22 protein-coding genes are annotated in these 23,300 nt (G+C 52.6%); 8 read left to right on the top strand and 14 right to left on the bottom strand.

The window, feature by feature from the left end; genetic code table 11:
- Positions 1-166 precede the first annotated feature (166 nt).
- On the bottom strand, positions 167-895 hold the full coding sequence (locus TERTU_RS16120) for a BON domain-containing protein (RefSeq protein WP_015818542.1): 729 nt from the start codon (positions 893-895) through the stop codon (positions 167-169).
- A gap of 41 nt (positions 896-936) precedes the next feature.
- Between TERTU_RS16120 and TERTU_RS16115 the strand changes: the two genes are divergently transcribed.
- From TERTU_RS16115 to TERTU_RS16100, 4 genes are all read left to right on the top strand, one after another.
- Positions 937-2,133, top strand: coding sequence for an AI-2E family transporter (locus tag TERTU_RS16115; protein WP_228378176.1), 1,197 nt, complete (start codon positions 937-939; stop codon positions 2,131-2,133).
- Positions 2,134-2,342: 209 nt separating this feature from the next.
- On the top strand, positions 2,343-2,669 hold the full coding sequence (locus tag TERTU_RS16110; protein ID WP_015819924.1) for a hypothetical protein: 327 nt from the start codon (positions 2,343-2,345) through the stop codon (positions 2,667-2,669).
- 66 nt (positions 2,670-2,735) lie between these two features.
- The gene (locus TERTU_RS16105) at positions 2,736-3,224 is read left to right on the top strand and encodes a hypothetical protein (RefSeq protein WP_015820861.1); all 489 of its coding nucleotides are present in this window, start codon (positions 2,736-2,738) and stop codon (positions 3,222-3,224) included.
- Entirely contained in the window at positions 3,199-3,441 is a 243-nt protein-coding gene (locus tag TERTU_RS16100) for a hypothetical protein (protein ID WP_015820370.1), read from the top strand. Before TERTU_RS16105 ends, TERTU_RS16100 begins: the two co-directional genes overlap by 26 nt.
- Before the next feature lie 501 nt (positions 3,442-3,942).
- Here the strand turns inward: TERTU_RS16100 and TERTU_RS16095 are convergent.
- The 6 genes from TERTU_RS16095 to TERTU_RS16070 form a co-directional block, all read right to left on the bottom strand.
- Positions 3,943-4,143: a lipoprotein gene (locus tag TERTU_RS16095; RefSeq protein ID WP_015820816.1), complete on the bottom strand. Its 201-nt coding sequence runs from the start codon at positions 4,141-4,143 to the stop codon at positions 3,943-3,945.
- A 435-nt stretch (positions 4,144-4,578) separates the two neighbouring features.
- Entirely contained in the window at positions 4,579-6,570 is a 1,992-nt protein-coding gene (locus TERTU_RS16090) for a response regulator (protein ID WP_015819220.1), read from the bottom strand.
- Positions 6,571-6,600: 30 nt separating this feature from the next.
- On the bottom strand, positions 6,601-7,068 hold the full coding sequence (locus tag TERTU_RS16085) for a response regulator (protein ID WP_015820670.1): 468 nt from the start codon (positions 7,066-7,068) through the stop codon (positions 6,601-6,603).
- Complete coding sequence (locus TERTU_RS16080; RefSeq protein ID WP_015819070.1) at positions 7,065-8,546, bottom strand: sensor histidine kinase; 1,482 nt, start codon at positions 8,544-8,546, stop codon at positions 7,065-7,067. The genes TERTU_RS16085 and TERTU_RS16080 overlap by 4 nt, the downstream gene beginning before the upstream one ends.
- 39 nt (positions 8,547-8,585) lie before the next feature.
- On the bottom strand, positions 8,586-8,795 hold the full coding sequence (locus TERTU_RS16075) for a histidine kinase (protein ID WP_015818338.1): 210 nt from the start codon (positions 8,793-8,795) through the stop codon (positions 8,586-8,588).
- A 10-nt stretch (positions 8,796-8,805) separates the two neighbouring features.
- Positions 8,806-10,134, bottom strand: coding sequence for a sigma-54-dependent transcriptional regulator (locus TERTU_RS16070; protein ID WP_015818741.1), 1,329 nt, complete (start codon positions 10,132-10,134; stop codon positions 8,806-8,808).
- A 277-nt stretch (positions 10,135-10,411) separates the two neighbouring features.
- Here TERTU_RS16070 and TERTU_RS16065 point away from each other — a divergent pair, with 277 nt between their 5' ends.
- From TERTU_RS16065 to TERTU_RS16050, 4 genes are all read left to right on the top strand, one after another.
- The gene (locus tag TERTU_RS16065) at positions 10,412-11,071 is read left to right on the top strand and encodes a hypothetical protein (RefSeq protein ID WP_015818284.1); all 660 of its coding nucleotides are present in this window, start codon (positions 10,412-10,414) and stop codon (positions 11,069-11,071) included.
- A gap of 217 nt (positions 11,072-11,288) precedes the next feature.
- A complete protein-coding gene (locus TERTU_RS16060) occupies positions 11,289-12,602 on the top strand; it encodes an efflux RND transporter periplasmic adaptor subunit (protein WP_015817559.1) in 1,314 nt (437 codons plus the stop codon).
- Positions 12,599-14,557, top strand: a complete 1,959-nt coding sequence (locus tag TERTU_RS16055; protein ID WP_015817108.1) for a MacB family efflux pump subunit — start codon at positions 12,599-12,601, stop codon at positions 14,555-14,557. Before TERTU_RS16060 ends, TERTU_RS16055 begins: the two co-directional genes overlap by 4 nt.
- Before the next feature lie 18 nt (positions 14,558-14,575).
- The gene (locus TERTU_RS16050; RefSeq protein ID WP_015820132.1) at positions 14,576-15,970 is read left to right on the top strand and encodes a TolC family protein; all 1,395 of its coding nucleotides are present in this window, start codon (positions 14,576-14,578) and stop codon (positions 15,968-15,970) included.
- Here TERTU_RS16050 and TERTU_RS16045 read toward each other — a convergent pair.
- From TERTU_RS16045 to TERTU_RS16015, 7 genes are all read right to left on the bottom strand, one after another.
- Positions 15,962-16,894, bottom strand: coding sequence for a cobalamin-binding protein (locus tag TERTU_RS16045; RefSeq protein WP_015820579.1), 933 nt, complete (start codon positions 16,892-16,894; stop codon positions 15,962-15,964). The genes TERTU_RS16050 and TERTU_RS16045 overlap by 9 nt on opposite strands.
- On the bottom strand, positions 16,858-17,628 hold the full coding sequence (locus TERTU_RS16040; RefSeq protein WP_015818481.1) for an adenosylcobinamide-GDP ribazoletransferase: 771 nt from the start codon (positions 17,626-17,628) through the stop codon (positions 16,858-16,860). Before TERTU_RS16040 ends, TERTU_RS16045 begins: the two co-directional genes overlap by 37 nt.
- Entirely contained in the window at positions 17,628-18,260 is a 633-nt protein-coding gene (locus TERTU_RS16035) for a histidine phosphatase family protein (protein WP_015818282.1), read from the bottom strand. Before TERTU_RS16035 ends, TERTU_RS16040 begins: the two co-directional genes overlap by 1 nt.
- Positions 18,247-19,311, bottom strand: coding sequence for a nicotinate-nucleotide--dimethylbenzimidazole phosphoribosyltransferase (cobT, locus tag TERTU_RS16030; RefSeq protein WP_015817975.1), 1,065 nt, complete (start codon positions 19,309-19,311; stop codon positions 18,247-18,249). The genes TERTU_RS16035 and cobT overlap by 14 nt, the downstream gene beginning before the upstream one ends.
- 26 nt (positions 19,312-19,337) lie before the next feature.
- The gene (gene cobU, locus TERTU_RS16025) at positions 19,338-19,838 is read right to left on the bottom strand and encodes a bifunctional adenosylcobinamide kinase/adenosylcobinamide-phosphate guanylyltransferase (RefSeq protein WP_015818250.1); all 501 of its coding nucleotides are present in this window, start codon (positions 19,836-19,838) and stop codon (positions 19,338-19,340) included.
- The gene (locus TERTU_RS16020; RefSeq protein ID WP_015819583.1) at positions 19,835-21,295 is read right to left on the bottom strand and encodes a cobyric acid synthase; all 1,461 of its coding nucleotides are present in this window, start codon (positions 21,293-21,295) and stop codon (positions 19,835-19,837) included. The genes cobU and TERTU_RS16020 overlap by 4 nt, the downstream gene beginning before the upstream one ends.
- Before the next feature lie 102 nt (positions 21,296-21,397).
- The gene (locus TERTU_RS16015) at positions 21,398-23,269 is read right to left on the bottom strand and encodes a TonB-dependent receptor plug domain-containing protein (RefSeq protein ID WP_015819083.1); all 1,872 of its coding nucleotides are present in this window, start codon (positions 23,267-23,269) and stop codon (positions 21,398-21,400) included.
- Between the last annotated feature and the right edge of the window lie 31 nt (positions 23,270-23,300).

The raw sequence follows: 23,300 nt of genomic DNA, 5'->3' as shown, positions 1-23,300 counted from the left end.
CTCGTTTAAGTGGAAATATAAATCTGCGAGTGTTGCTGATTTGGCGAGCGATGGTGAAGGGAGCGCATATGCGTCGAGGATGTATCGCGAATTTTGATTTGATGTAAAAAACCCCTGCACCTGTAAGGGTACAGAGGTTTTTGTGCGAAACGGAGGAGTGGGGTTACTAGCTGTCGCGCTCTACGACCAGACGGTTTTCAAAAGAGTGAATGTCGTCAGTACGTTTAGCAATCATGCCAGCAAGCTCTTTTTCCTTTTTGCTGTCAACGGAGCCACTTAGTACAACTTTTTGGTTCACCGTGTCCACATCAATTTTTAAACCTGCTACGTCAGGATCGGCGAGCAAATCGGTCTTTATGGCTGCGGTAATGGAAGCGTCCTTAACATATTGACTGAAAGAGCGTCCCGCGCTTTGCTCGTCAATTTTTGCTTGTTTGTTGATGGTGAGACGGTTGTCGACCGAGTCGATTGCATCCATGCCCATAGCGATGCTTTCAGCCAGATTTTTCTCTACGTCTGATGATACTTCGCCTGAAAGAATGGCTTTGTTATCGTTGACTTCAATGTCGATGTCAAATGCGTTCAAGCGATCATTCATCATAATAGCTGTTTCAAGCTTGCCTTCCATCCAGCCATCGCGGAACGCGTCTTTGGTATTGTCCCACGTCTGGTTCGCGTCTTGTTTGAAATCCTGCCAATACTTGTCGGCGGATTCAGAGCGCGTATGTTGCATGTTATACGGTGTTTTGTTCACATGTTCGAAGGCTTTTTTATCGTCCATCGGCTTTTTCTCATCCGATGAATAGTCGCCTGCCATTGCCGCGCTACTAAGCACAAATGCTGAACATGCAATTGATAAAGGTTTCAGTACACTAATTTTTGATCGAGATTTCATATTTGCATCCTCTCTGGTAATTCCTACATGGTGCGACCTTTTTGTCGCTGATTTCTCGTCGATTTTATTGCTTTAAGCAAAAAATCTCGGGTTACCTATATTTGAGAGCAATAAATTTGCCATGTTTTAAATGCCTGTCCATGTATGGATGGCATGGTTATCGCTGTAGCCCGTTAACAATTTTGATATTAAGTAGAAGGACTGAGATGAAAGATCTTCGATGGATGCTGTCTTGCGCATTTCTGATTTTGGTGTGTTTTGTGGTTTATATCACCCGTTCACTAGTATTGCCTATTATTGTTTCCATGTTTTTTGCGTTGTTGTTGAACCCTATAGTGAACTATCTCAACCGGTTTGCAGTGCCCAGATCGTTGTCGTCAGTTCTTACGGTTTTAACTTTAGTGATTGCCTTGGGGTTAACTTTTTCGCTCCTGGTCTCGCCCATGGATAAGTGGGTTAAGCAAGTATCAAAAATTTCGGAGGATATCAGTCAAAAAATTGATGAGGTTGCAAAGCCGCTTACAGGGGAGGCGGAGCAAAAGTGGTATCAGCTCAGCAAAGATCGCGGCGAACCTATGTCGCAGAAAATTAAAAGCCAGGTATCCGTGGCGTTTATGCAGGTGGCAACCAATTTTACTCCAGTCGTATTATTTCAGGCGCTCACTGTAATTGTTTTGACTTTCTTCTTTCTTACACACGGTCAGTCGTTGTATCGCAATGTGGTCGCAACCTTGCCGACCTTTCGCCATCGGCGAATATTTGTGACCATTGGGAAATCAATACAGTCGGACGTTTCATACTATGTGTTAATCATTTCGGTGATCAATACGGGACTTGGGTTAAGTGTCGCGGGCGCGCTCTACCTGTTAGGTGTTGAGGATGCGTTATTATGGGGGGCATTCGCGGGAATTTTTAATTTCGTCCCCTATCTCGGTTTATTTGTTGTTGGCGTTATTATTACTGGCGTTGGGTTTATTCAATTTGGTGATAATTGGCAGGCACTCTATCCGGTGATGGCGTTTTTATTTTTGAACGGCATCGAAAGCCAAGTGGTTACTCCTACTGTACTTGGTCAGCGTTTTCAAATTAATCCCCTGATTGTAATCCTGTGGTTGTTTGTTTTCGGCTGGCTCCTGGGCGTGGTAGGGATGATTTTAGCGGTGCCAATATTGGTGAGCTGTAAAATTGCGAGTGCTCATGTTCCAAGCTTACGAAATTGTCAGAAACTCTTGAGCTAAATGTAAGTCTTACAGTTGAGTATATGGCATTCGGGTTTTTCACTGAAAATGCGCGTAAAACCCCGGATGTACACGAGAAAAAACAAGATTTATCTTTGGCATATCTTTGGCATTAATTTGGTCAGGCTCTAGTGAAAAGCGTTGTAACCTGCAGCGCATCACTGGTCACTTCATTAGCAAAGATCGAAAAAACGAGAAAGGAGTTTGATATGGCTATCAACGAAACTATCAGCGAAAAAATTAACGAAGAAGTTCCAGAACCCTCTGCTACTAAGCAGAGTATTCCAGAGGCTCGCGCATCTATTGACGATGCGGTTGTGCAATTTAAGGCTGCCGCTAGAAGCGCGCGTGAAGCTGCACGTACGATGGGTCTCGCGGTTTCATCCGACGCTCAAGGCTACTACGAAGATGGAAAAGCGAAGGCTAACGAGGCATCGGAAAAAGCGATGGCATCCGCCCGTGAGCGACCTCTAATGGTTGCTGGTATCTCTTTTGCGGCCGGCTTTCTCGTTTCCCGCTTATTGAAAGTAAAATAGCGAATGCGACGGTGACAAGGATGTCGCCACTGCATTGTGTGATTAGACTTGAGCTTGGAGGTGGGTATGCAACCGAATGATCAGGCTGGCGGTCCGACAAACGAAAGTAAAGATGCCGAGAAGGGCGCTCCGGGCTTGGATTCGAGATCAGGTGAACCTGAAGGGCCAGATTATCTCGACATTGTGAGTGCCGGCGGAGACTGGATAACTAATACCGCGCAAATATTCAGGCTCGAGGTTGAGCGTTCTGTTCTGTCGATTATTAAGTTGGGGCTTTACCGGCTTGCAACTATTCCTTTATTTATTCTAACCTGGCTCTCTGGTGCTTTGTGTATTGCCTATGGTGCTTACTTTGTCACAGGAGAGGTGGGTGTTGCGTTCATTACGGTGTTTTTATTGCAGCTAGGGGCATTGTGTTTGCATTTGCATAAAGTGAAAAAGCTGAATGATAAAATTGGCTTTTCCGATACGCGGGAAGAGATAAGGTTGATGATGGAACAGCTGAATATCGGTAAAGCGGGGGTGCAAGATGGCACGAGTGAAACTAGGCATTGATGCAAAAATTTCCGAACTTCGCCTTAAAAACCGGTTGCATAGAAAGCGAGTGATGCCGCTGGTAGCAGATATTGAACAGTCACCGGACAAATATATCTGGTCGATGGCAGGGGTCAGTTTCGGCTGCGGCCTATTCGCCCCCAAAATATATCGTGCAAGGCATCACCTTGCAGGTATGGGTTTTGGCGCGGGCCGATTGCTAATTGGCTTGCTGTAAGTTCAGGTTTTAGAGGCCTCTGTTTAACCTGGTAATTTTCCGAGCGACCTTACTGCGATTAGCTGTTGGGCGACTTTATAATTTATACGCAAGCCGGGTTTCGCCCGGTTTTTTTTCGAGCTGACTCTGTCGTCGGTGTGTTTCTATGCGTTTCATGAATGAATATCAACTTTTTTCTATCGCTTGGCGTGTGAGGGATAATCTGTGTTGGTGGGAATAGAGACAGATCGATATTATCGCTTTATCACTTTTAGATGATTATCTGTGAACGATTCTGCTCGAAGGGTTAGCCGAATAATCCTGGTATGAGGAGCAAGCGTGAGTTCGCACTGCGGCTATTGTGAGCGTTTTTTCAGGGTGATGTGATCGACTTGGAGTATCTCTGATTTAGCTGTAAGCAGCTGAAAGGCTTAAGCTGGCCTGGATAAAATACATGAGTTTCTTGGCAATAAAAAAAGGGAGGTAAAACCTCCCAAAGGACTTCGCTACTGGTGGAAAATCTTAACAGTTTTCGTCGGTGGCTTTTTCGCAAGCGTCTTCCATTGCATCACCGGCATCGTCTGCTGCGTCGCTTACAGCGTCTTTGGTGTTCTCGTAGGCCTTATCAACTTCTTCTCCGAAGTTTTCAGCTTTGCCATCGTCACATGCTTGCAGACCGGCAATCAGTGCCGCAATACCAACAATTTTAATTACGCTATTCATGGTCTCTCTCCTTTAAATTAACTTCGTAATTCTGCTTCTTTTGCAGTGTTAATTTATATAATTCAAGACGCGTGCCATTTTTGAATTGCGTTTTTAGCCTGAAAAAGCACAATAAAATACAGCCTAAGCGATTTTTTTTGGTTTCGGGATGTAAGCTTTGCTTTTTCCTGGGGTACAAATTACAAATCGAGACAGTCTTAGACCTATTCTTGCTTTTAGGGAAAAGAGTATCTGCTTTACTCAAGGGCTGCGCGGCTTTGCTGTCGGGTGGTTCGCTCACGCGGTGGAATAGGTTGCGTCGGTTGGCTCACCAGGGGTCGACAGGTATGGGTCGATCGACTGTCTATATTTGGGGAGACAAAAAAAACAGCCCCTTGGGGGCTGTTCGTTCGCGGTAAGGCGCAGTGTTTCGCTGAGCGCTGCTCTGAGACTTCCTTAGCCCAAGGATGACTGGTGGATGCGCTCCAGCGCATTTTTCAATATATCCCTGTTTACCGGTTTTAAAATGCTATGCAGCAGGGGGACACTGATAAATTTGTCTTCATCGACTTCCTCGCCGCTCAGTGCGATCAGTTTCACTTCGCTGTTATTTTTATAGATCTCCTTGGCGAGTTTGTATCCGCTGGTGTCTGGGAGATTTATGTCGAACAACACCGCGTCGTACTGCTGGTGCGCGACTTTGTTTAGGGCTTCTTTTCCCGACAAAGCCTGGTCGGCCTTCCAGCCTTCCTGCTCTATCAAAAGGGCTGTGATTTCGCAGGCGTGGGGATCGTCTTCCACAATGAGCACGGTACCGGGCTCTACATCGGTAAAATCTTCGCTGCTGGATAAAGGTTCCAGCAGTGAGTCCGGTAGCCACCGAGCCAGAGAGCGCTCCAGTAAGCGACGTTCAACAGGCTTGCCAAGAAAATCACTGAATCCAGCTTTCAAACATTTCTCGCGGTCGCCTTTCATGCTCGACGCAGTGAGTGCGATAATGGGTTGTCGCAATCCTGCAGCCCGCATTCGCTTAGCAGCTTCGATACCGCCGAGCACCGGCATTTGAATATCCATCAGGATGAGGTCGAAAGGCTCTCCAGATAATTGGCGCGCTGTCGCCATCTCAACCGCTTGTAAGCCATTTTCGGCGTACTCAATGGTAACGCCACTGTCGGCGACCATATGCCCAACCAGTGAGCGTATATCGGCGAGATCGTCAACGACCAGCACGTTGCCGGAGTAGTAGCGCACGCTTTCGTTCGATGGTGCCGGTGAATGTGTGTCGATACGAAGGATCTGGGCAGGTTGACCGTCGATTTTTTCGTGCGGCAGCGTGCAGCAGAAGCAGCTCCCGACTCCTAACGTGCTCTCAACGGTGAGTTGTCCTCCCATTCGGGAGACCAGCTCACGGCTGATGGTCAGGCCCAATCCGGTGCCGTTTTCGCTGGCTTCGCTTTTGCTCGCAGCCTGGTTGAACGGCAAGAATATATCGTCCAACTGCTCTGAAGATATTCCAGGCCCGGTATCATGGACACAAATTCGAAGTTGCTGCTCTTCGCCAACGTTTTCAACAATACTGGATACTTCGACGATAACGCTGCCCTGGGATGTAAACTTAATGGCATTGCCTATCAGATTGAGCACAATCTGGCGCAATCGCGTAGCATCGCCGTAAAAGACGGGCCGCAATTCCCCTGTCAGGCGAACCTCAAAATCGAGTCCTTTGTCTTTTGCCTTCATGTTGAATAGCAAATAGATGTCCGAGAAAAAGGGCTGTATCTCGAAAAAGCTTTTTTCTATTTCCAGTTTGCCCGCTTCAATTTTAGAGAGATCGAGCACGTCGTTAAGCAGCGCCAGCAAATGTTTCCCATTGTGAGAGACGATTTGCAGGTACTCCTGATCGGCTTCGTCCTTACTGCGCGTGGATAGTAAATCGGTATAACCGAGGATGGCGGTCAGTGGGGTGCGAAGTTCGTGGCTTAGTCGTGTGAGGAACTCTGTTTTTGCACGGCTTGCGGACTCCGCGCGCAAGCGTTCCATGCGCTCGCGTTCGGTTTCGCGGCGAGCAAGTGCGTAGCGCACGGCGCGGGCAATGGTCTCGACGGAGAGGTCCGCTTTTACCAAATAGTCGGCAGCACCAGCCTGCAGGGCAATATGGTCGAGGCTGGTATCTTCTACGCCGGTAAGCATAATGATTGGGAAGGAGACATCGTGCACAACAACCTCCTTAAGTAGCTGGATCCCATCGTAGGCTCCGAGCTTATAATCCATTAAGCAGAGGTCATGCTCATCCTTGAGCATGCGTTCTTTGGCTTCTTCGTAATTCTTTACCCAATCTAAGGTGTAGGTCGCGTCCATAAACTCATCGAGCAGGTCGCGCGTAAGGATAAAATCGTCTTCGTCGTCCTCCACCAGAAGAACGCGTCTATATTTTTTTAGCATGGGCATTATGGTAGACCCCCAGCAGTTAAATAAGGCTTAACGGTGCTGCGGCAATTCCACAAACTCAACCCAGTATTTACCGACGGTGGTCATAAGCTCTACCAGCGCGTCGAAGGTTACAGGTTTGGTGATGTACGAGGCCGCACCAAGGTTATACCCCTTGATCATATCCTCTTCCGCTTTGGAAGTGGTGAGAATGACAACGGGAATAGAGCGTAATTTTTCATCCGCTTTAATTGATGCCAAAGCTTCACGCCCATCCATTTTGGGCATATTTAAATCGAGCAAAACAATACTTGGATACGGGTATTTCTCCCTGTCCGCGTACTCCCCTGTACCCTTAAGGTAATCAAGTAGTTCAACACCGTTGCTAACGAAGTAGAGTTCATTCAGTACGCGACTTTCGGCAAGGGCGTCCTTGGTGAGCAGTTTGTCGTCATCATCGTCATCTGCCATTAAGATCTTTAATGGGGTTTTTTCCAGCATCTCAACGTCGGTTTTCATGGGTTTGCCTCCTCAGGCAAAAAATCTTGTATCGGTCTGTTGCTCTGGGTTAGTGGGAGTTCAATGACAAATCGGGAGCCTTTTCCCAACTCGCCAAAGGCTTTGATGACCCCTCCATGGCGCTCTACAATACGGCGGCATATTGCCAGCCCAAGGCCCGTACCGGAGTATTCGTCACGGGCATGCAGGCGTTGAAACAACGTAAAAATCTTTTCGGCGAACTGCTGGTCAAAGCCAATACCATCATCGATGATGGTGATCCGGCACCATTCTTCATCGTCTTCAGTAAATGTGTCGCAATCGATCTGAACACTCGGTTGCGCGTCAGGTTTTCTGAATTTAATTGCGTTGGTAATCAGGTTTTGGAACAGGCGACGCATTTGGCTCGAGTCGCACTCGACCACAGGCAAGGCGGCGACTTTGATATCTGCATCTGAATCGTCAATCGCCATGGAGATATCGTCGAGCACAACGCTCAACAACTCGCCGAGGTCGATTTTCTCAAACGGATTTTGCTGGGTGAACACACGTGAGAATGTTAGTAGATCGTCGATAAGAACGGACATGCGTTCGGATGCTGCGAACATCCGGTTAATGTAGTCCTTGCCGCGATCGTCAAGTTGGTCCGCGCAGGTAGTATTCAAGCGCGCACCGAATGCGCGGATTTTACGAAGCGGTTCCTGTAGGTCATGCGATGCGACGAATGCAAAGTTTTGAAGCTCCCGATTACTGCGCTGGAGTTCTTCCGAGTAATGTTCCAACGACTCTGTGCGCACTTTTACCTTCTGTTCCAGCTCTTCGTTTGCCTTGTGAATCAATTCTGAATAAAGCAAGCGCTGGCGAATGTGTTTGTTTACGGACAGATAAATAATAAGGATCAGTATCAGTCCGAAAGAATTTGAAAAAAGCAGTGTTCTAAACGCGCTGGTACGCCCTTTCTTGGCGGCTAAGCTGCGCGCATCCAGCAGGTTGTATTCGATTTCTTCCATGTGTTTGATCTGAACGCTAATTGCTGCCATCAGATCATGGCCCCGGTCTGAGTAGAAAAGTTCTTGCAGCTCGGCGTCTCGCTTGGATTCTTTGAGGGTTAACCCCAGCCGCATGTTGCTGATTTTCTTCTTCGCGAGTTCAGAAAGTTCGCGGAAGTTGTTCTTTTGCTCGGGGATCTCGGTGGTGAGCTGATCAAGTGAGTTTAGGATCGAGCCCAATTCGCCAGTTGACTTGGCATAAGGCTCGAGATACTGCTTGTCGCTGGTGATAATGTAGCCACGTTGACTGGATTCCGCACTGACTAGCTGAGCGTACAAATCCTTAATGACTGTAATGACATGGAGTGTGTTGGCAATGCTCTGGTGGGTCTGTGCCAATGTCTTGATCGAATTGTAAGCAATTACGGTGTTGGTGGCAATGAAAACGAGCATAAAAAAGCCAGCAATCAGCCAAACACGGTTGGTTTTGCTTGGTTTGGAAAAGGGCATTGTCTTTTTTTTCCAAGGGGCTTTGCGCGGGAAAAGTCGCTAGGCGTTGTGATTGTCCAGTTGGTTTTTGAGGTCGGTAAGTGCCTGTGAACAGGTCTGGCACTCACCGATAATGCGTGTAAAAATTTCAATCAGCTTGTCAGAATTTCCCTCGGCATTGGCTGCCATGATTTTGCCAAGCTCGGCATTCATAGAGATGTTGTTGAGTGGGTTTCTCGCTTCGTGAATGAGTGTATTTATCTCCGCCAAAAAATTTCTCCTATTCTGACGACTCGTATTCGTTTAGGCGGTTGTATAGTGTTTTGAGGCTTATCCCCAGCACTTGCGCCGCCTGCTTCTTGTCTCCATCCAAGTCTGCGAGGGTTACTTCAATTAATTCTCTTTCGACTTCTTCGATGGTACGTCCGGAGCGTAAACTTGGTTCACTATTTTTTTGCGTTTTGCTGAAAGGGGAGCCCAAGTGCTTGGGTAATTGCAGAAATTCACCCGCGGGGTCGCTCATGATAAAGGCCCGGTGGATGGTGTGCCGCAGCTCTCGGACATTGCCTGGCCAGTCGTAAGCCATAAGTTGCTCCATCAGTTCTTCGCTCAATGCAAAGCCGGTGCCGTAGCTGTCGTTCATTTCTGAGATAAAGTACCGAGCCAGTACAGGCACGTCTTCTTTGCGTTCCCGTAGCGAAGGAATTCGCAGGGGAAACACTGCCAGCCGGTAGTACAAATCCTCGCGCATACAGTTGCCTTCGGCGAGTTGTTCTTCGGTGCGGTTGGTGGCTGAAACCACACGACAATTGATCGGAATGGATTTGGTGGCGCCCAGCCGCACTACCGTTTGTGTTTCGAGCACACGCAGTAGGTTAGGTTGTAAATCAACTGGCATTTCGGTGACTTCATCCAGGAACAAAGTGCCGTTTTCGGCCTGCTCAAATACCCCGGGCTTGCGGGCAACGGCGCCGGTGAACGAGCCTTTTTCGTGGCCGAAGAGTTCGCTGCCAATGAGTTCCCGCGAAAATGCGCCGCAGTTGGCTGCTACGAAATTGCCGGTGCATTTGCTTACATGGTGGATTGCGTTGGCCACCACTTCTTTACCAACACCGCTTTCGCCCATAATCATCACGTTGGCTGGAGTGTTGGCGACGCGCACAATCATCTCGTACAGGTCTTTCATCACTTTGGATTCGCCTACAAGGAAACCAAGGTGCTTCTCAATACCGTCGCGAGAGGTGGTTTGCTCAACGACACTGTCGTCGAACAGCGACTTGAGTTGTTCGAGGGTGATGGGCTTGATCAGATAGTTGACGCGCGGCCCGTAGAGGGATTTCACCAGATTTTTCACCGCAGGGTGGCCCGTTATGACGGTGACCTGGGTATGGGCTAAGCCTTCTTTGGCGAGCGTATCTAGCACATTGAAACCACTGCCGTCCGGCAGCATCAAATCCAGCAAAATACGGTCGAATTGACTTTCTTTAAGTAGTTCCGTGGCACTAGCGACGCTATCAGCCGTTTTTACTTCATGACCCAATAAACCAAGGAGTTCGGTTGTAACTGAGCAAAACCCCTTGTCGTCGTCCACCAATAAAACTGCTGCCAATTTAACCTCCAAGTGTTTAAGCGCCCATCCGCCATCAATATTGGAGATGGAAATTCATACAGGTTGCAAAGGGGGATAATCATAACGCAATTATCTCGCCAATGTTGTATTGAATATTTCAATCAGCTGCCGAACCAGATTTTACCAAGGTGTAAAACTATGTAATTGCGAGCGAACAGGTTTTATCGGGGCAGTATCGGGATCTTTAAACGGTGATGAATTGTTACCGAATGCTAAAATATTTCGAAAATATTAGAAGGCGCTAATTAGGCGGGTTATGAATTTATTAGTGGATCTCCCCAACGCACTTTTTTATTTCAGTGTGATTCTCACAACACCGGTGTTCGTATGGGCTGTTTACTCGGCACGCTGGCGTAAGCTGATGGCCGTGAGTGAGAGGCAGCATCTGTGGTACGGCGCAATAATCGGGCTAGGTCTAAGTTGGGCGTTTATGGGGGTCTCGGTATTGGGTATTTTTCGATTGCACCCTATGCTGGTGACCATCTTAACCTTAATGTTTGGATTTCGGCTCGCGGCAATTGCCGGTGCTGCTGCGTTGTTCGTCTCATGGCTGTGCGGCGTGGGCACATTTCAAACGCTGCCGTTTACCTGGTTGGTAAGCGTTCTACTACCGGCGGCGGTTACTACCTGTCTGTTGTACTGGGTATCGCGTACACGCATTCAAAACCTTTTTCTTTACACCTTAGGGGTGGGGTTTGTTGGTGGGCTGCTCACACCGGTAGTCATTGCATTAAGCTCGCTGGCTTTTTTTTGGGTGTTTCAGCCATTCTATTTACCGCTGTATAGCGACAACATTTATTTACTGTTTTTGTTTGTATTTCCTGAAGGCTTTTTGAATGGAATGATGACCAGTGCATTTGCCGTAATGACACCGCATTTGCTCAAAACCTACGACGATGACTTCTACCTAAAATAAGTGAACCAGCTGCGCCAGCCCGCAATAACTTTACCTAACTTTACCCCGTTGACGCCGGTTTACAACGCTGTTTTAAATCTTAGCCCACCTTGTATACGTTACTATAGGCGCCACACGCAATCGACCAGGATGCCCGTTTTCTGTTCGATTGCGACCGAAAACTCGGCTCGTAGCGAATAACACCACGCGCCCGTAAATATTAATAAGTGAGATCGGTATGCCCAACCCGCAATCCCCAAGTTTTTCCCGACGGTTCCTTTGGCGAGCCCGTTACTGGCTTGCTGCCGGTGTGCTGCTCCTTGCCGTGTTCGCGTGGTGGCATTTTCGTCAGGACGCATCACCCGCAGCCAAACCGCTCATTACCAAAGTCGAAAAAGGCAACATTGAAAATACCGTTGCTGCCGCCGGCAGTCTGGCGCCGGGGCGCAGTGTGGATGTGGGCGCGCAGGTGTCGGGTCAGCTGGAATCGCTGGCGGTGGACGTGGGCGAGGTGGTGAGCGAAGGTCAATTGCTGGCCAGTATTGATGCCTCGGTGCAGATGCAGCGGGTGGAGGCCAGTCGGGCCAGCTTGCAGGCGCAGGAAGCGCTGCTCAGTGGGCGCAAAGCGGCGCTCGAACTTGCCGAGGCGAACGTAAAGCGGCAGAAAAATATGCTGGTCGATCGCGCTACCAGCCAGCAGGAAGTGGATACGGCGATTAACGCGCTGATGAACGCGCAATCCAGCATGGCGCAGTTGCAGGCGCAAATCGCACAGAGCCGCGCGGGGCTTGCCAGTGACGAAGCCGAACTGGGCTACAGCAAGATAGTCGCGCCCATGGCGGGTACTGTGGTGTCGATTAACGTGAAGGAAGGCCAGACGCTAAACGCAGCGCAGTCTGCGCCCTTGGTGATGACGATTGCAGACTTAACCAACATGACGGTGGAAACCGATGTGTCTGAAGCTGATGTGGGCAAGTTGAAGCCGGGCATGGCCGTGTATTTTACGACCTTGGGCAACGGCCACCGTCGCTGGTACGGCAAGTTGCGCCAGATATTGCCCACCCCGGAAGTGACCAACAACGTGGTGCTCTATACCGCGTTGTTTGATGTGGAAAATAAAGACGGCACCTTGCTAAGCGGTATGACTGCCCAGGTGTTTTTTGTTACATCGTCTGCGCGCGACGTGCTGACTGTACCGATGGCCGCGTTGAGTCATATTCGCCCGCTGGATGATCCTGCCCGATCTCAACCTGCTGCCGAGCCCGCGGCAGAGACGCCGCAAAAACCCGCCGGTTATGGCGGCAATGGCGGCTATAAATCGCGTCGCGCAATGGCCAGCGGTGCCAAGCGGCAAGCGGAGGTCACGGTTATCGACGACAAAGGCAACAAGCAGGAGCGCACAGTTGTTATCGGTGTCAGCAGCCGTGTACAGGCGGAAGTGGTTTCCGGCCTGCAGGCGGGGGAGCAAGTGGTGTCAGGTATTGTTGACCCCATGCGCGGTGCCGCAGGCGCGCGCGACGGACGGCCGATGGGCATGCGAGGTTTCCGTTGAGTGAGTCAACACCCCTTATTTCACTGCGCAATATCGAGCGCAGTTTTGGAACCCCGGGCGGGGTTCAGGTTAAAGCCTTGCGCGGGCTCAGCCTGGATATTTACGCGGGTGAATTCGTTGCCATTGTAGGTCAGAGTGGCAGTGGTAAGTCGACCCTGATGAATATTCTGGGTTGCCTCGATCGCCCTTCGGCGGGGGAATATCTGTTCGCCGGGAAAAATATCGAAACCTTTGACGCGGACGGCCTGGCCTGGCTGCGCCGCGAGGCATTCGGTTTTGTATTCCAGAGCTATAACCTGTTAGCCGGTTGCACGGCTGAGGAAAACGTCGAAATTCCGGCAATTTATTCCGGTGTCCCACAGGAACAGCGTCGCGCTCGCGCGGTGGAGCTGCTCAACTCGCTCGGCCTCGCCGAACGCCTTGATCACTACCCCAACCAGTTGTCTGGTGGCCAGCAGCAGCGGGTGTCGATTGCGCGCGCACTGATGAACGGCGGCCAGCTTATTCTCGCTGATGAACCCACGGGCGCGCTGGATTCGCAATCCAGTCGCGAAGTGATGGCGCTGTTGGCTGAGCTGGCGCAAAACGGCCACACCGTCATTCTGATTACCCATGATATGGAAGTGGCGAATCATGCGGACCGCATTATCGAGCTGCGCGACGGCCAGGTGATTGCGGATAACCGCAAAGCTGATACTGAGTCTGTGGGCGATGCGAGTTTGCCAGACCTCGCGCACGCGAACCAGAAAACCTCCTGGTTGGGGCGACTCGAAGCCTTGCGTATGGCAATGCGTTCACTGCGCAGCAATATTTTCCGCACGGTGCTTACCTTGTTGGGTATTGTGATTGGCGTTTCATCGGTGGTCGCCATGCTCGCCATTGGCGAGGGCGCAAAGCAGGATGTGATCGACCGGATTAGTGCCATGGGCACCAACATGCTCACCGTGTTTCCATCGTGGCGGCGCCCGGGCATGCGCGGCGGTGCATCAACGGCACTCACGTTTGATCTGGCAGACGCGCTGGGGCGCGATCTCGATAATATCGCCGCTGTGCTGCCGGAAATTCAAGGCAGCGCCACGGTACGTTTTACCGATCAGGATTATCAAACCAATATAACGGCGACGGCGGCGAACCTGCCTACAACCCGAAACTGGCCATTGGCGCAAGGGGTATTTTTTACCGACCAGGACAGTGAAGATTATGCGCCTGTCGCGGTGCTGGGTAAAACCGTGTACAGCAATTTATTCCCGGATGGCGGCAACCCGGTCGGGCGCTATGTGCTGATTAATAATATTCCGTTCCAGATAATTGGTTTGATGACGGGCAAGGGCTCGTCGGGATTCGGCGGGCGCGACCAGGACGACGTGATTTTTGTACCGCTAAAAACCGGTGGCTTGCGTTTATTCGGGCAAAATTATCTGCGCTCCATCACCGTCGCGGTTGCAGATGCGGCGCAGATAGACGAAACCGAACAACAACTCACCGCTTATATTCAGCAACAAACCGGCGAAACCAATTTCCGCATCTTTAACAGCGCTGAGCTGTTGGAGACCGCGTCGGAATCCCAGGAAACCTTTACCATGCTGTTGGGCTCGGTTGCCGCTATCAGTTTGCTGGTCGGCGGCATCGGGGTGATGAATATTATGCTGGTGTCGGTGACTGAGCGAACCCGGGAAATTGGTATTCGCATGGCCACCGGTGCGCGCCAAACGGACATTCTGCAGCAATTTCTTGCCGAAGCGGTGGTGGTCTCCTGCGTGGGAGGCGCGGTGGGACTATTGCTCGGGGTCGGCGCTGGTAAATTACTGGAGTTGAGCGGCAGCAAAATTGTATTTACCGCTGCACCGATGCTTGCCGCATTTGGCTGTGCTGCGGCGACCGGTTTAATTTTTGGTTTTGCACCCGCCCGGAAGGCCGCCCGGCTCGACCCGGTTGTTGCTCTGGCAAACGAATAATAAAAGGTGTTGTATTCAATGCGTTCGATCGCGTTTTTATCCGTCAGTTTTTTAGTTGGGGCCTGCGCCAGTCAAACGCCGCAGTTGCCGGAAGGCGATATACCTGAGCAGTGGACCAGCATTAACTCACCCAGTGTTGAGCAGTGGCCGAGTATGACCTGGTGGGAGGACTTTCATCAGCCTGAGTTGACCCTCTATCTTACTCAGGTACGCCAGCAAAATCTCGCGCTTGGCATTGCGCAGCGCAACCTTCGCATAGCGCAAATTAACCTGCGCGATGCGGGTTTCGATTTGGCGCCAACACCCAACATAAGCGTTAATTTAAGTAAAACTGCCACGGATACACTTGATGACGGTGTTAAACGTGCGGTTGCAGACCAGGCGTCGGCAACTGCGACGCTTGGCTATAGCGATATTTTAAAAAAGCCGGGGCAGTTTCAGTTGGCGCGAGCCACGTTTGCCGCAGAACAGGCGCAGCAGGCGAGTATCGCGCTGGATATTTATAACACCGCCGCGCAGAGTTATTTTCAGTTATTGTTTATTCGCGAGCAGCTTGCGGTGGCGCAGCAGAATCTTGATAGCGCGGAATCGCTGTTAAATATTATTCAATCAAAAGTCGATAACGGCACTACCCAGCCGTTGGATGCCTTGCAACAGCGCATCGCCGTGCAGCAGCAGCGCAATGCGCTGGCCTCGCTGCAGCAAAATGAATTTTCGGTGTTATCGACGCTCGCGCTTTTAGTCGCCAAGCCTGTGGCCGATGTGCATTTTAACGGCGATACCCTGGCCGATATTGTGGTGCCGGATATTCAGCCGGGGTTGCCTGCCGCCTTGTTGAAACGGCGCCCGGATATTATTCAGGCCGAGGCGAATCTGCAAATCGCCAGTGCGAACCAGTTGTTGGCGCGGCTTGCCTTTCTGCCCAATATCAGCCTCACCGGTCAGGCGGGTGCCGTGAGCGATTCGCTTGCCGAGTTAATTAAATCGCCAACGGTGGTGTTGAGTGCTGCGGCGAGTGTGGTGGAAACACTGCTGGATAATGGCGCGCGTGCGCGCAACAACACCAAAGCGCGGCTGCGCCTGGAAAATTCGGTGGCGAGCTACCGGCAAACAGCGTTGGCGGCCTTTAATGAAGTGAACGTGTTATTACAAAACGCTCGCCTGGCAAAGCAGCTGAGTGATGTCGCAAAGGCCGATTTACACCGTGCAGAGGAAGCGAATCGCATTGCACAAATACGTTACCAGCAGGGCGCGGAACCCTATCAAACTCTGTTAACCACGCAGAACGCCATGTTTGCGATCAGAGTGCAAAGCCTGCAGACCAAGCTGGAGCGCATTAATACGCTGCTCGCGCTCTATCAGGCGTTAGGTGGCGGTTGGCAAAAAAACAGCGCTACAGAGCAGTTATTCTGACAGCGGTGTGCGGGCGTTTTCCAGGTGCACGCACATTTCATTTACGCCTTGCAGGATGCGGGCGGTGTGGCGCTGGATAATATCGGGTGGAATAAAAAACAGGTGATTATTTTGCACCGCTTTTAGACTGGGCCACTTGCGCCAGTCGTCCAACCACTCCGGTCTTTCCTCACCCATGCCACTGGCCACAATCACGTCCGGGTTGCGACTCAGTACTGATTCCAGACTGATTTTTGGCGCGATGACTGGGGCATCGGCGAACACATTTTGCCCTCCACACAATGCAATAACGTCGCTGATAATATGCTCGCCATTGAGTGTTTGCAGGGGTGAATTCCAGACTTCATACAATACCGTTAAACGCTGGTGGTCGGTGTACTGATCGCGCAGCCCCTGCAAGCGGGCGAGAAACGTTTGTGCGGCTTTTTCGGCAACTGCAGTGGTATTTGCCAGTTTTCCGTAATCGCGAATCGAGCGTGCGACATCTTCCAGTTGGAGCGGATTACTGGCATACACTGGAATTCCCAATGCGCGCAGTTTGCCGATTATTTTACCGCCGTAGCCGGAGTTCCAGGCGATAACCAGATCCGGCTGTTGGGCAAGTATGGCTTCAATACTGTGACTGCTGATAGAACCAACGCGGGTAATGGCTTTCGCCTGCGGTGGATAATCGCAGTAGTCTACCGCGCCGACCAGATATTGCCCGGCACCGGCGGAATACAGGTTTTCTACAATGTGCGGTGCCAGCGCAATGATGCGTCGCGCGGGTTGTTGCAGACTCACCTTGTCGCCGTTGTAATCGGTCACGGTAATGGCGTGCGCCCCAGATGCGGCTTGGGCGCGGGATGCCAGTGGCATCAGCAGGCCCAGCAACAGCGCAGCGGAAATTAGGCGGCGGGCGAAAAATAAACGGTGAATAAACATAGAATGGTGGTTTCCTGCAGTTCTATCATGGCGCCGACACAGTCGCCGGTATAGCCGTTAATACGGTTCAACCAGAGCTGGCGCCAGCTGAAAAAGACCAGTGCCTGTAAACAAAAAAGTGCGGCGGTGAACCCTGCGGGCAACCACCAAAAAGATACTGTAAGCAGGGCACAGCACTGCACAATAATGGCAGTGCTCGGCCTGCCCGGCCCAGCAATACCCAGCCCCTGCTCGCGGGCGTAAGGCGTGGTTTGCATATACAAGCTGGCCCACAGGCGCGCGCACACCAGTGCGCAGCCAATTGCAACCGCAAGCTGGACGTGAAACTGGCTCAGCAACGCGTGAATAAAAGCCAGTTTTAACAGCAGTTGCAGTACCAGTGCGACCACGGCCATAGCGCCGCACTCGGGGGTTTTTAGAATAGTTAACACGCTCGCGCGGTCGCGGTGGCCGGCGGCAAGGGCATCGCTGCAATCGGCCAGGCCATCCAAATGCAGGGCACCGGTGATCAACACCCACAGCAATAAAATAATTGCGCTCGCCGCCAGGTCGGGCAGGGCGGAACTGATCACCAGGCTACAACTGCCAATAATGGCGGCGAGGAAAAGGCCGGTGAACGCAAAATAATGCACCGCGCGCTGGCGATTGGCCTGGCTGTAATCCTCGGGCGATAAAAAACGCGCGACCGGCAGTTGGCTGAGCAAACCGATTGCCAGCAGCATCGCTTTTAACATCAGGGCTGGCTGCTCACAAAATTGTGTGCCGCGAGCTTTATCATACGGCTGTCGCCTTTGTCGTAAATTTTTATGCGAGACAGACAAGCGAAGGGCACTTCGAAATTTTGCGCTTTATTGATAGGCAGGCCGATTAGCCGGGATAAAAATATACGCATTAATCCGCCGTGCGCCACGAGTAAAACGTTTTGATTGCGGTAGTTTGCGCTGACCTCGGCAAAGAATTCATCGAGACGCGCGGCGACCTGGTCCAGCGGCTCGCCGCCGGGTGGGGTATAGGAGGACGGGTCCTGCATCCAGGCGAGAATATCCGCGTGCTGGTTTTCCCAAATGGTTTGCCGCTGCTGCCCTTCCCAGGCACCGAAACTCATTTCGCGCAGCCGCGTATCTACCGTGAATGGTAGATGTTTTTCGTGCGCGTAAGCCTCGGCAAATGCGCGACAGCGAACGAGTGGCGAGCTTATCACTGCGTCCCATGGGGTGTCGGCAATATCACAACTTGTGCGCATACTGGCGAAACCGGCGGGGGTGAGTTTCACATCGGTGGAGCCACGGAAAATATCGCCGCCCTCGCATTGGCCATGCCGCAATATGTCGAATTGGGTAACGCTGAATTCATCAGAGGCGATCATCGACACCGGCTCCTGTAAACGTGGCCATCTGACCGTGCAATGCCAGGGCCTGTTGTAACAGTGGTACCGCCAGCGCGGCGCCGCTGCCTTCGCCGAGACGCATTTCCAGATCCAGCAGCGGTTGGATATTCAGTTGCTCCAGCACATTGCGATGCGCCGGTTCCGCGGAGCAGTGTGCAAACAGGCTCCAGTCCCGCAGCTGCGGTTGCAGACTTTGCGCAACCATAAACGCCGCGCTGGTAATAAAACCGTCCACGAGTACTGGAATACCGCGCTGCGCGCAGCGCAGGTAGGCACCGCATATGGCGGCAATTTCGAACCCGCCACACAGCTGCAATGCGGCCAGCGCTGGGCTTTCGCTGGTGCGCACCTGCACCTGATATTTGTCTTGAACGCGGTTGAGTACGGTTTCTTTGTGCGTCACACCTGCAATACTCAACCCGGTGCCGGGCCCGGCGAATTCTGCCGCGGGGCGGTCCGCCAGTAGAGCGTAGATCAGGCTTGCGCTGCTGGTATTGCCGATGCCCATTTCTCCGCCGATAAACAGTTGGCAATCTGCCAGTGCGTCCACCTGATCGCGCCCGGCGTTGAGGGCGGCGATCAGTTGTTCTTGCGTCATTGCCGGTTGTTCGCTGGCGTCGGCGGTTCCCGCTCCCAAGTGCAGGTTTTTATCTGCCGCCAGGAGCGCGGGTTGTGCAACCGTGCCTAAATTCAAAATATCAAAATCTGCATGGCAGAATCGGGACAGCACATTAATCGCCGCTCCACCGGCGACGAAATTGTCGATCATCTGGGCGGTGACCTGCTGCGGGAATGCAGAGATGTTTTGCTTGCACAGGCCGTGATCGCCGGCAAAAACCCGGATCGCAACGCGGTTTAGTTCGGGTTTTACACAGTGTTGCCAACCGGCAAATTGTACGGCGATCTCCTCCAGACGGCCCAACGAGCCCGGTGGTTTGGTGAGGGTGTTTTGGTAGGCGCGCGCGGCCTCGGCACTGTCGGCGTCGATGCGGGCACAGGGGGTGGTAAGCCAGTCTAGCGGATGAGTCATAATTCGATTTCGCTGAAAATAAGGTGCTATTTTAACGACAGTGGCAAGCCCGCCACCACCAGTAAAACCTGATCGCAGAGTGTGGCGAGCCGCTGGTGCATGCGACCGGCGTTGTCGACAAAGTCGCGGCTCAGCTCGCCGAGTGGCACGACGCCACTGCCCACTTCGTTGCTCACAAATATCAGCTCGCTTTGCAAGCGGGGTACAAGGTCAAGTACTGCGGCCATTTCACTGGTAAGGCAATCGTTGGCCAGGCAGTTGCTGATCCACAGCGTGAGACAGTCTACCAGCAGCAGGTTGTTGGCGCCGTCCTGCTCCAGCAGGGTTGCCGCCAGGTCCTGGGGCGATTCCACCGTCCGCCAGTGGGTGGGGCGCTGTTGCTGGTGGTGGGCGATACGCTTTGCCATCTCCGCATCACCGGCCCAACCGGTCGCGATATAGATCACCGATTTGTTGCTCTGGCTGGCGAGCTGTTCGGCATGGGCGGACTTGCCGCTGCGGGCGCCGCCGAGAATCAGGGTTTTCACAATGTCGCCTCACAGGCTTGCAGTAGCTGTTGCAGGTTGATGTGTTGTTCCAGGGTATCCGCGAGGCGGTCGAGTTCGGTGTTTTGCATCGCTTTAATGTCGATAGCCGTCTCTCTCGTCAGGCCCGCCCACTGCAGCAGGGTGTTGGCGCCGCCAGGGCTGTCGAACACGCCGTGGCAATAGGTACCGAGCACGGTGTTATCGGCATTGAGACAGCCTTCACGGCGATGATCGTTCCATAAAAAGGGCTGTTCCGCGGTTTCAGTCAGGCGCGATTCGCCCTGGTGAATTTCGTAACCCGCGACCGTTGCCGTCTCGCCAGCCAGGGTCAGCGCACCATCAATGTTGCGCAGTTGCTTTGCCTGCTCGAGTACCGTGTCCAAAGGCAGATACCCGAACCCGGCGGAATCACCGGGTTCACCTTCCAAACCGTGCGGATCGCGCAGGGTGTGGCCGAGCATTTGATATCCGCCACATACGCCGAGTATTTTGCCGCCGTAGCGCAGGTGCCGTTGCAGGTGTTTATCCCAGCCGGAATTGCGCAGCGCGGCAAGATCACCGCGCACGTTTTTGCTGCCGGGCAAAATAATCAGATCCGCCTGAACGCGCGTTTCGGCGAGGGCGACAAACTCCAGATTAACGTCGGGGTGGTGGCGCAGGCTGTCAAAATCGGTATGGTTGGAAATGTGCGGCAGCACGGGCACCACGACGCGAAAATGACCGGAGTGGTTTGGCTGTTCGCGATTAATGGCATCCTCTGCTTCGAGGTGAAAATTGTGCAGCCAGGGAATAACGCCAAATACCGGCTTGCCGGTTTTCTCTTCGAGCCAGTCGAGTCCGGGTTGCAGCAGAGCGAGATCGCCGCGAAAGCGGTTGATCACAAAGCCTTTAATACGCTTGCGTTCGGAGGGCGAGAGCAGTTCGAGCGTACCGACAATGTGGGCGAAAACACCGCCGGGATTAATGTCGGCGATCAGCACGACCGGGCAATCGACCGCTTCGGCAAAGCCCATATTGGCGATATCGCCCTGGCGGAGATTGATTTCCGCCGGGCTGCCCGCGCCTTCGGTAATTACGCTGTCGTACTGGCTGCACAACCGCTGGTAACTCGCTAAAACTTTTGCCAACGCCTCGGGTTTGTAACGGTGGAAATTCTGTGCCGTCATATTGCCCTGGACTTTGCCCTGAATAATGATCTGGGCTCCGGTATCGCTGGCGGGTTTTATCAGCACCGGGTTCATATCCACCGTGGGTGCAATACCGCAGGCTTGGGCCTGCACGGCCTGAGCGCGGCCAATTTCACCACCGTCTGCAGTGACGGCGCTGTTCAAAGCCATATTCTGCGGTTTAAACGGGGCGACCGCATGGCCTCGGCGCAACAACACCCGGCACAGGCCTGCAACCAGTGTGCTCTTGCCCGCGTCCGAGGTGGTGCCCTGAACCATGAGTTTTGTCATTGTGTGTACCCGGCGTGTTCAACGTTAGAAGCAAGCGCGACAGCGCGGGCGAAAATCGCTGCCCGGCCTGTCGCACAGTGAGTTGCCAACAACGGCAGCGGTTTAGAAGTCGAATTGCACCCCTGCAGAGACCGTGCGCCCGGCGTTGTTATAGCCGCCCGCGAGGGCGTAGTCTTCATCGGTAATGTTGTCTAACCGCAGCGAGAACAGAAGCTGATTCCAGCTGTAATTGGCACTGGCGGACAGCAGGTTGTAGTCGTCCAGCGAAGCGCCGTCGATGTCATCCGCGTTGCGCGCGTCGTACAGGTTAACCAGCAGGTGCAGGGCGTTGTCCATCCCGTTTACACGTACACCGAGGTTGCTGGTGTTTTGCGGACGGCGTGGGCGCGGTTCACCGGCACGGTCTTCTGTGGTGTTATAGGTGGTGTTGAACACCAGGCTCAGGTGCGAGTTAATGGCGTAATCGGTGGTGAATTCCACGCCTTTTGAGGTGCTTTCGCCTTCCGCCTGCAAGTAGCCGCTGTAACCAATCAGGTCGAAATAAATTTCATCTTCGACTTTTTGCGAGAACAGCGTAATTCCCAGGTTGATTGATTGCTCGCCACTGAGCTGACGGTAGTAGTCGAGCCCGAGGTCCAGGCCTTCGCTGGATTCCGGGTCCAACGCCAGGTTGGCTGCCGCGCCCGACGCCCAGGGGCCATTGTTATAGGCTATTTCCGAAAGTGCCGGGGCGCGGAACCCGCTGCCCGCACTGGCGCGCAGTTTTAACGTGCTCTCATCGTTTTGCACGGGCAACCACGCGGTGGTTACCCGGTAGCTGTTGTAGGTGCCGAAGTCTTCGTTGTCGTCATTGCGCAGGCCCGCAGTGACATAAACGCTGTCTTGCAGGTTGGCCTGCAACTCCGCAAATATGCCCAGCTGGGTGCGCGATTGCTTCGGATCGGCATCCACGGCGTCGATGATTTCCTCTTTGTTATCCGCTCCCCACACGGCGGTGAGGTGTTTGCTCAGGGGGTAAGATCCCAGATATTCCAGTTTCTTGAGCTTGCCGCGGCTGCCGTAGCTGCTTTCCCCGTTGCTGAAAAATTCCCGCTTCACGTTGGTCTGTGCGTAGGCCAGTGACTGACGGGTTTGCTCCCCGCTATAGGCCAAGGATACTCGGCCGACGGATTGGGTGAACTCGCTGTCGCTGTCCGGAGTAACGGTTTGGCTGCTGGATGAATACGCATCGTACTCGTTTTCTGCATGGGTTCTGCGCAGTACAACTTGCGCGCGCAGCTTGTCGGTGATGTTCACACCGCCGCGCGTATGGACGGTTAAATTGTCGTAGCCGTCTTCCTCACCACTCGTGTCGTAGGTCATTGCATTGAAGCCGTCGCTGTGCAACGCGGTGACCGAGGCGAAACCATCCATACGGCTGTTGCCTGCACTCAATGAGGCATTCAGATTCTGCGTGTTGTAGCTGCCAATATCTGCTGCCAACCGGCCTTCAAAACCTTCTTGTGTTGTGCGGGTGAAAATATTGATTACACCTCCGGCGTCTGCGCCGTAGACAAAGCCCTGCGGCCCGCGGAGAATTTCAACGCGCTCCACATCGCTGTTCATGTTCAAGTGCTCCACGTGGGTCATGCTCTGAGTGCCGGTAGGGTCGGACATTTCTACACCATCTACCATTATCAGTGTGCGATAACCTTCTTCACCGCGAATACTTACTGACGATATCTTGCCGAGGCCGCCGCTGTTTGTGCTGCTAATACCCGGTTGATTGCGCAGCAATTCGTTTAATGTCGTTGCTGCTTGCAGTTGAATATCCTGCTCGGTAATTACTGAAACCGAGGCGCCCACTTCGCGCAGTGGTGTTGGCAGGCGAGATGCGGTAACCACCACTTCTTCAAGGGCGTCACTGGCGGTGGCGGGGTTGGTTAACAGGGCAATCGCAGCCGCGAGGCTGGAGAGAGTAAAACGCGTTGTCATGAGATCCTCATTGGTGAATGAGGGAGGAATT

It is taken from the genome of Teredinibacter turnerae T7901 (assembly GCF_000023025.1).
Classification (GTDB): Bacteria; Pseudomonadota; Gammaproteobacteria; order Pseudomonadales; family Cellvibrionaceae; genus Teredinibacter; species Teredinibacter turnerae_B.
This window is presented reverse-complemented; position numbering and strand designations above follow the sequence as displayed.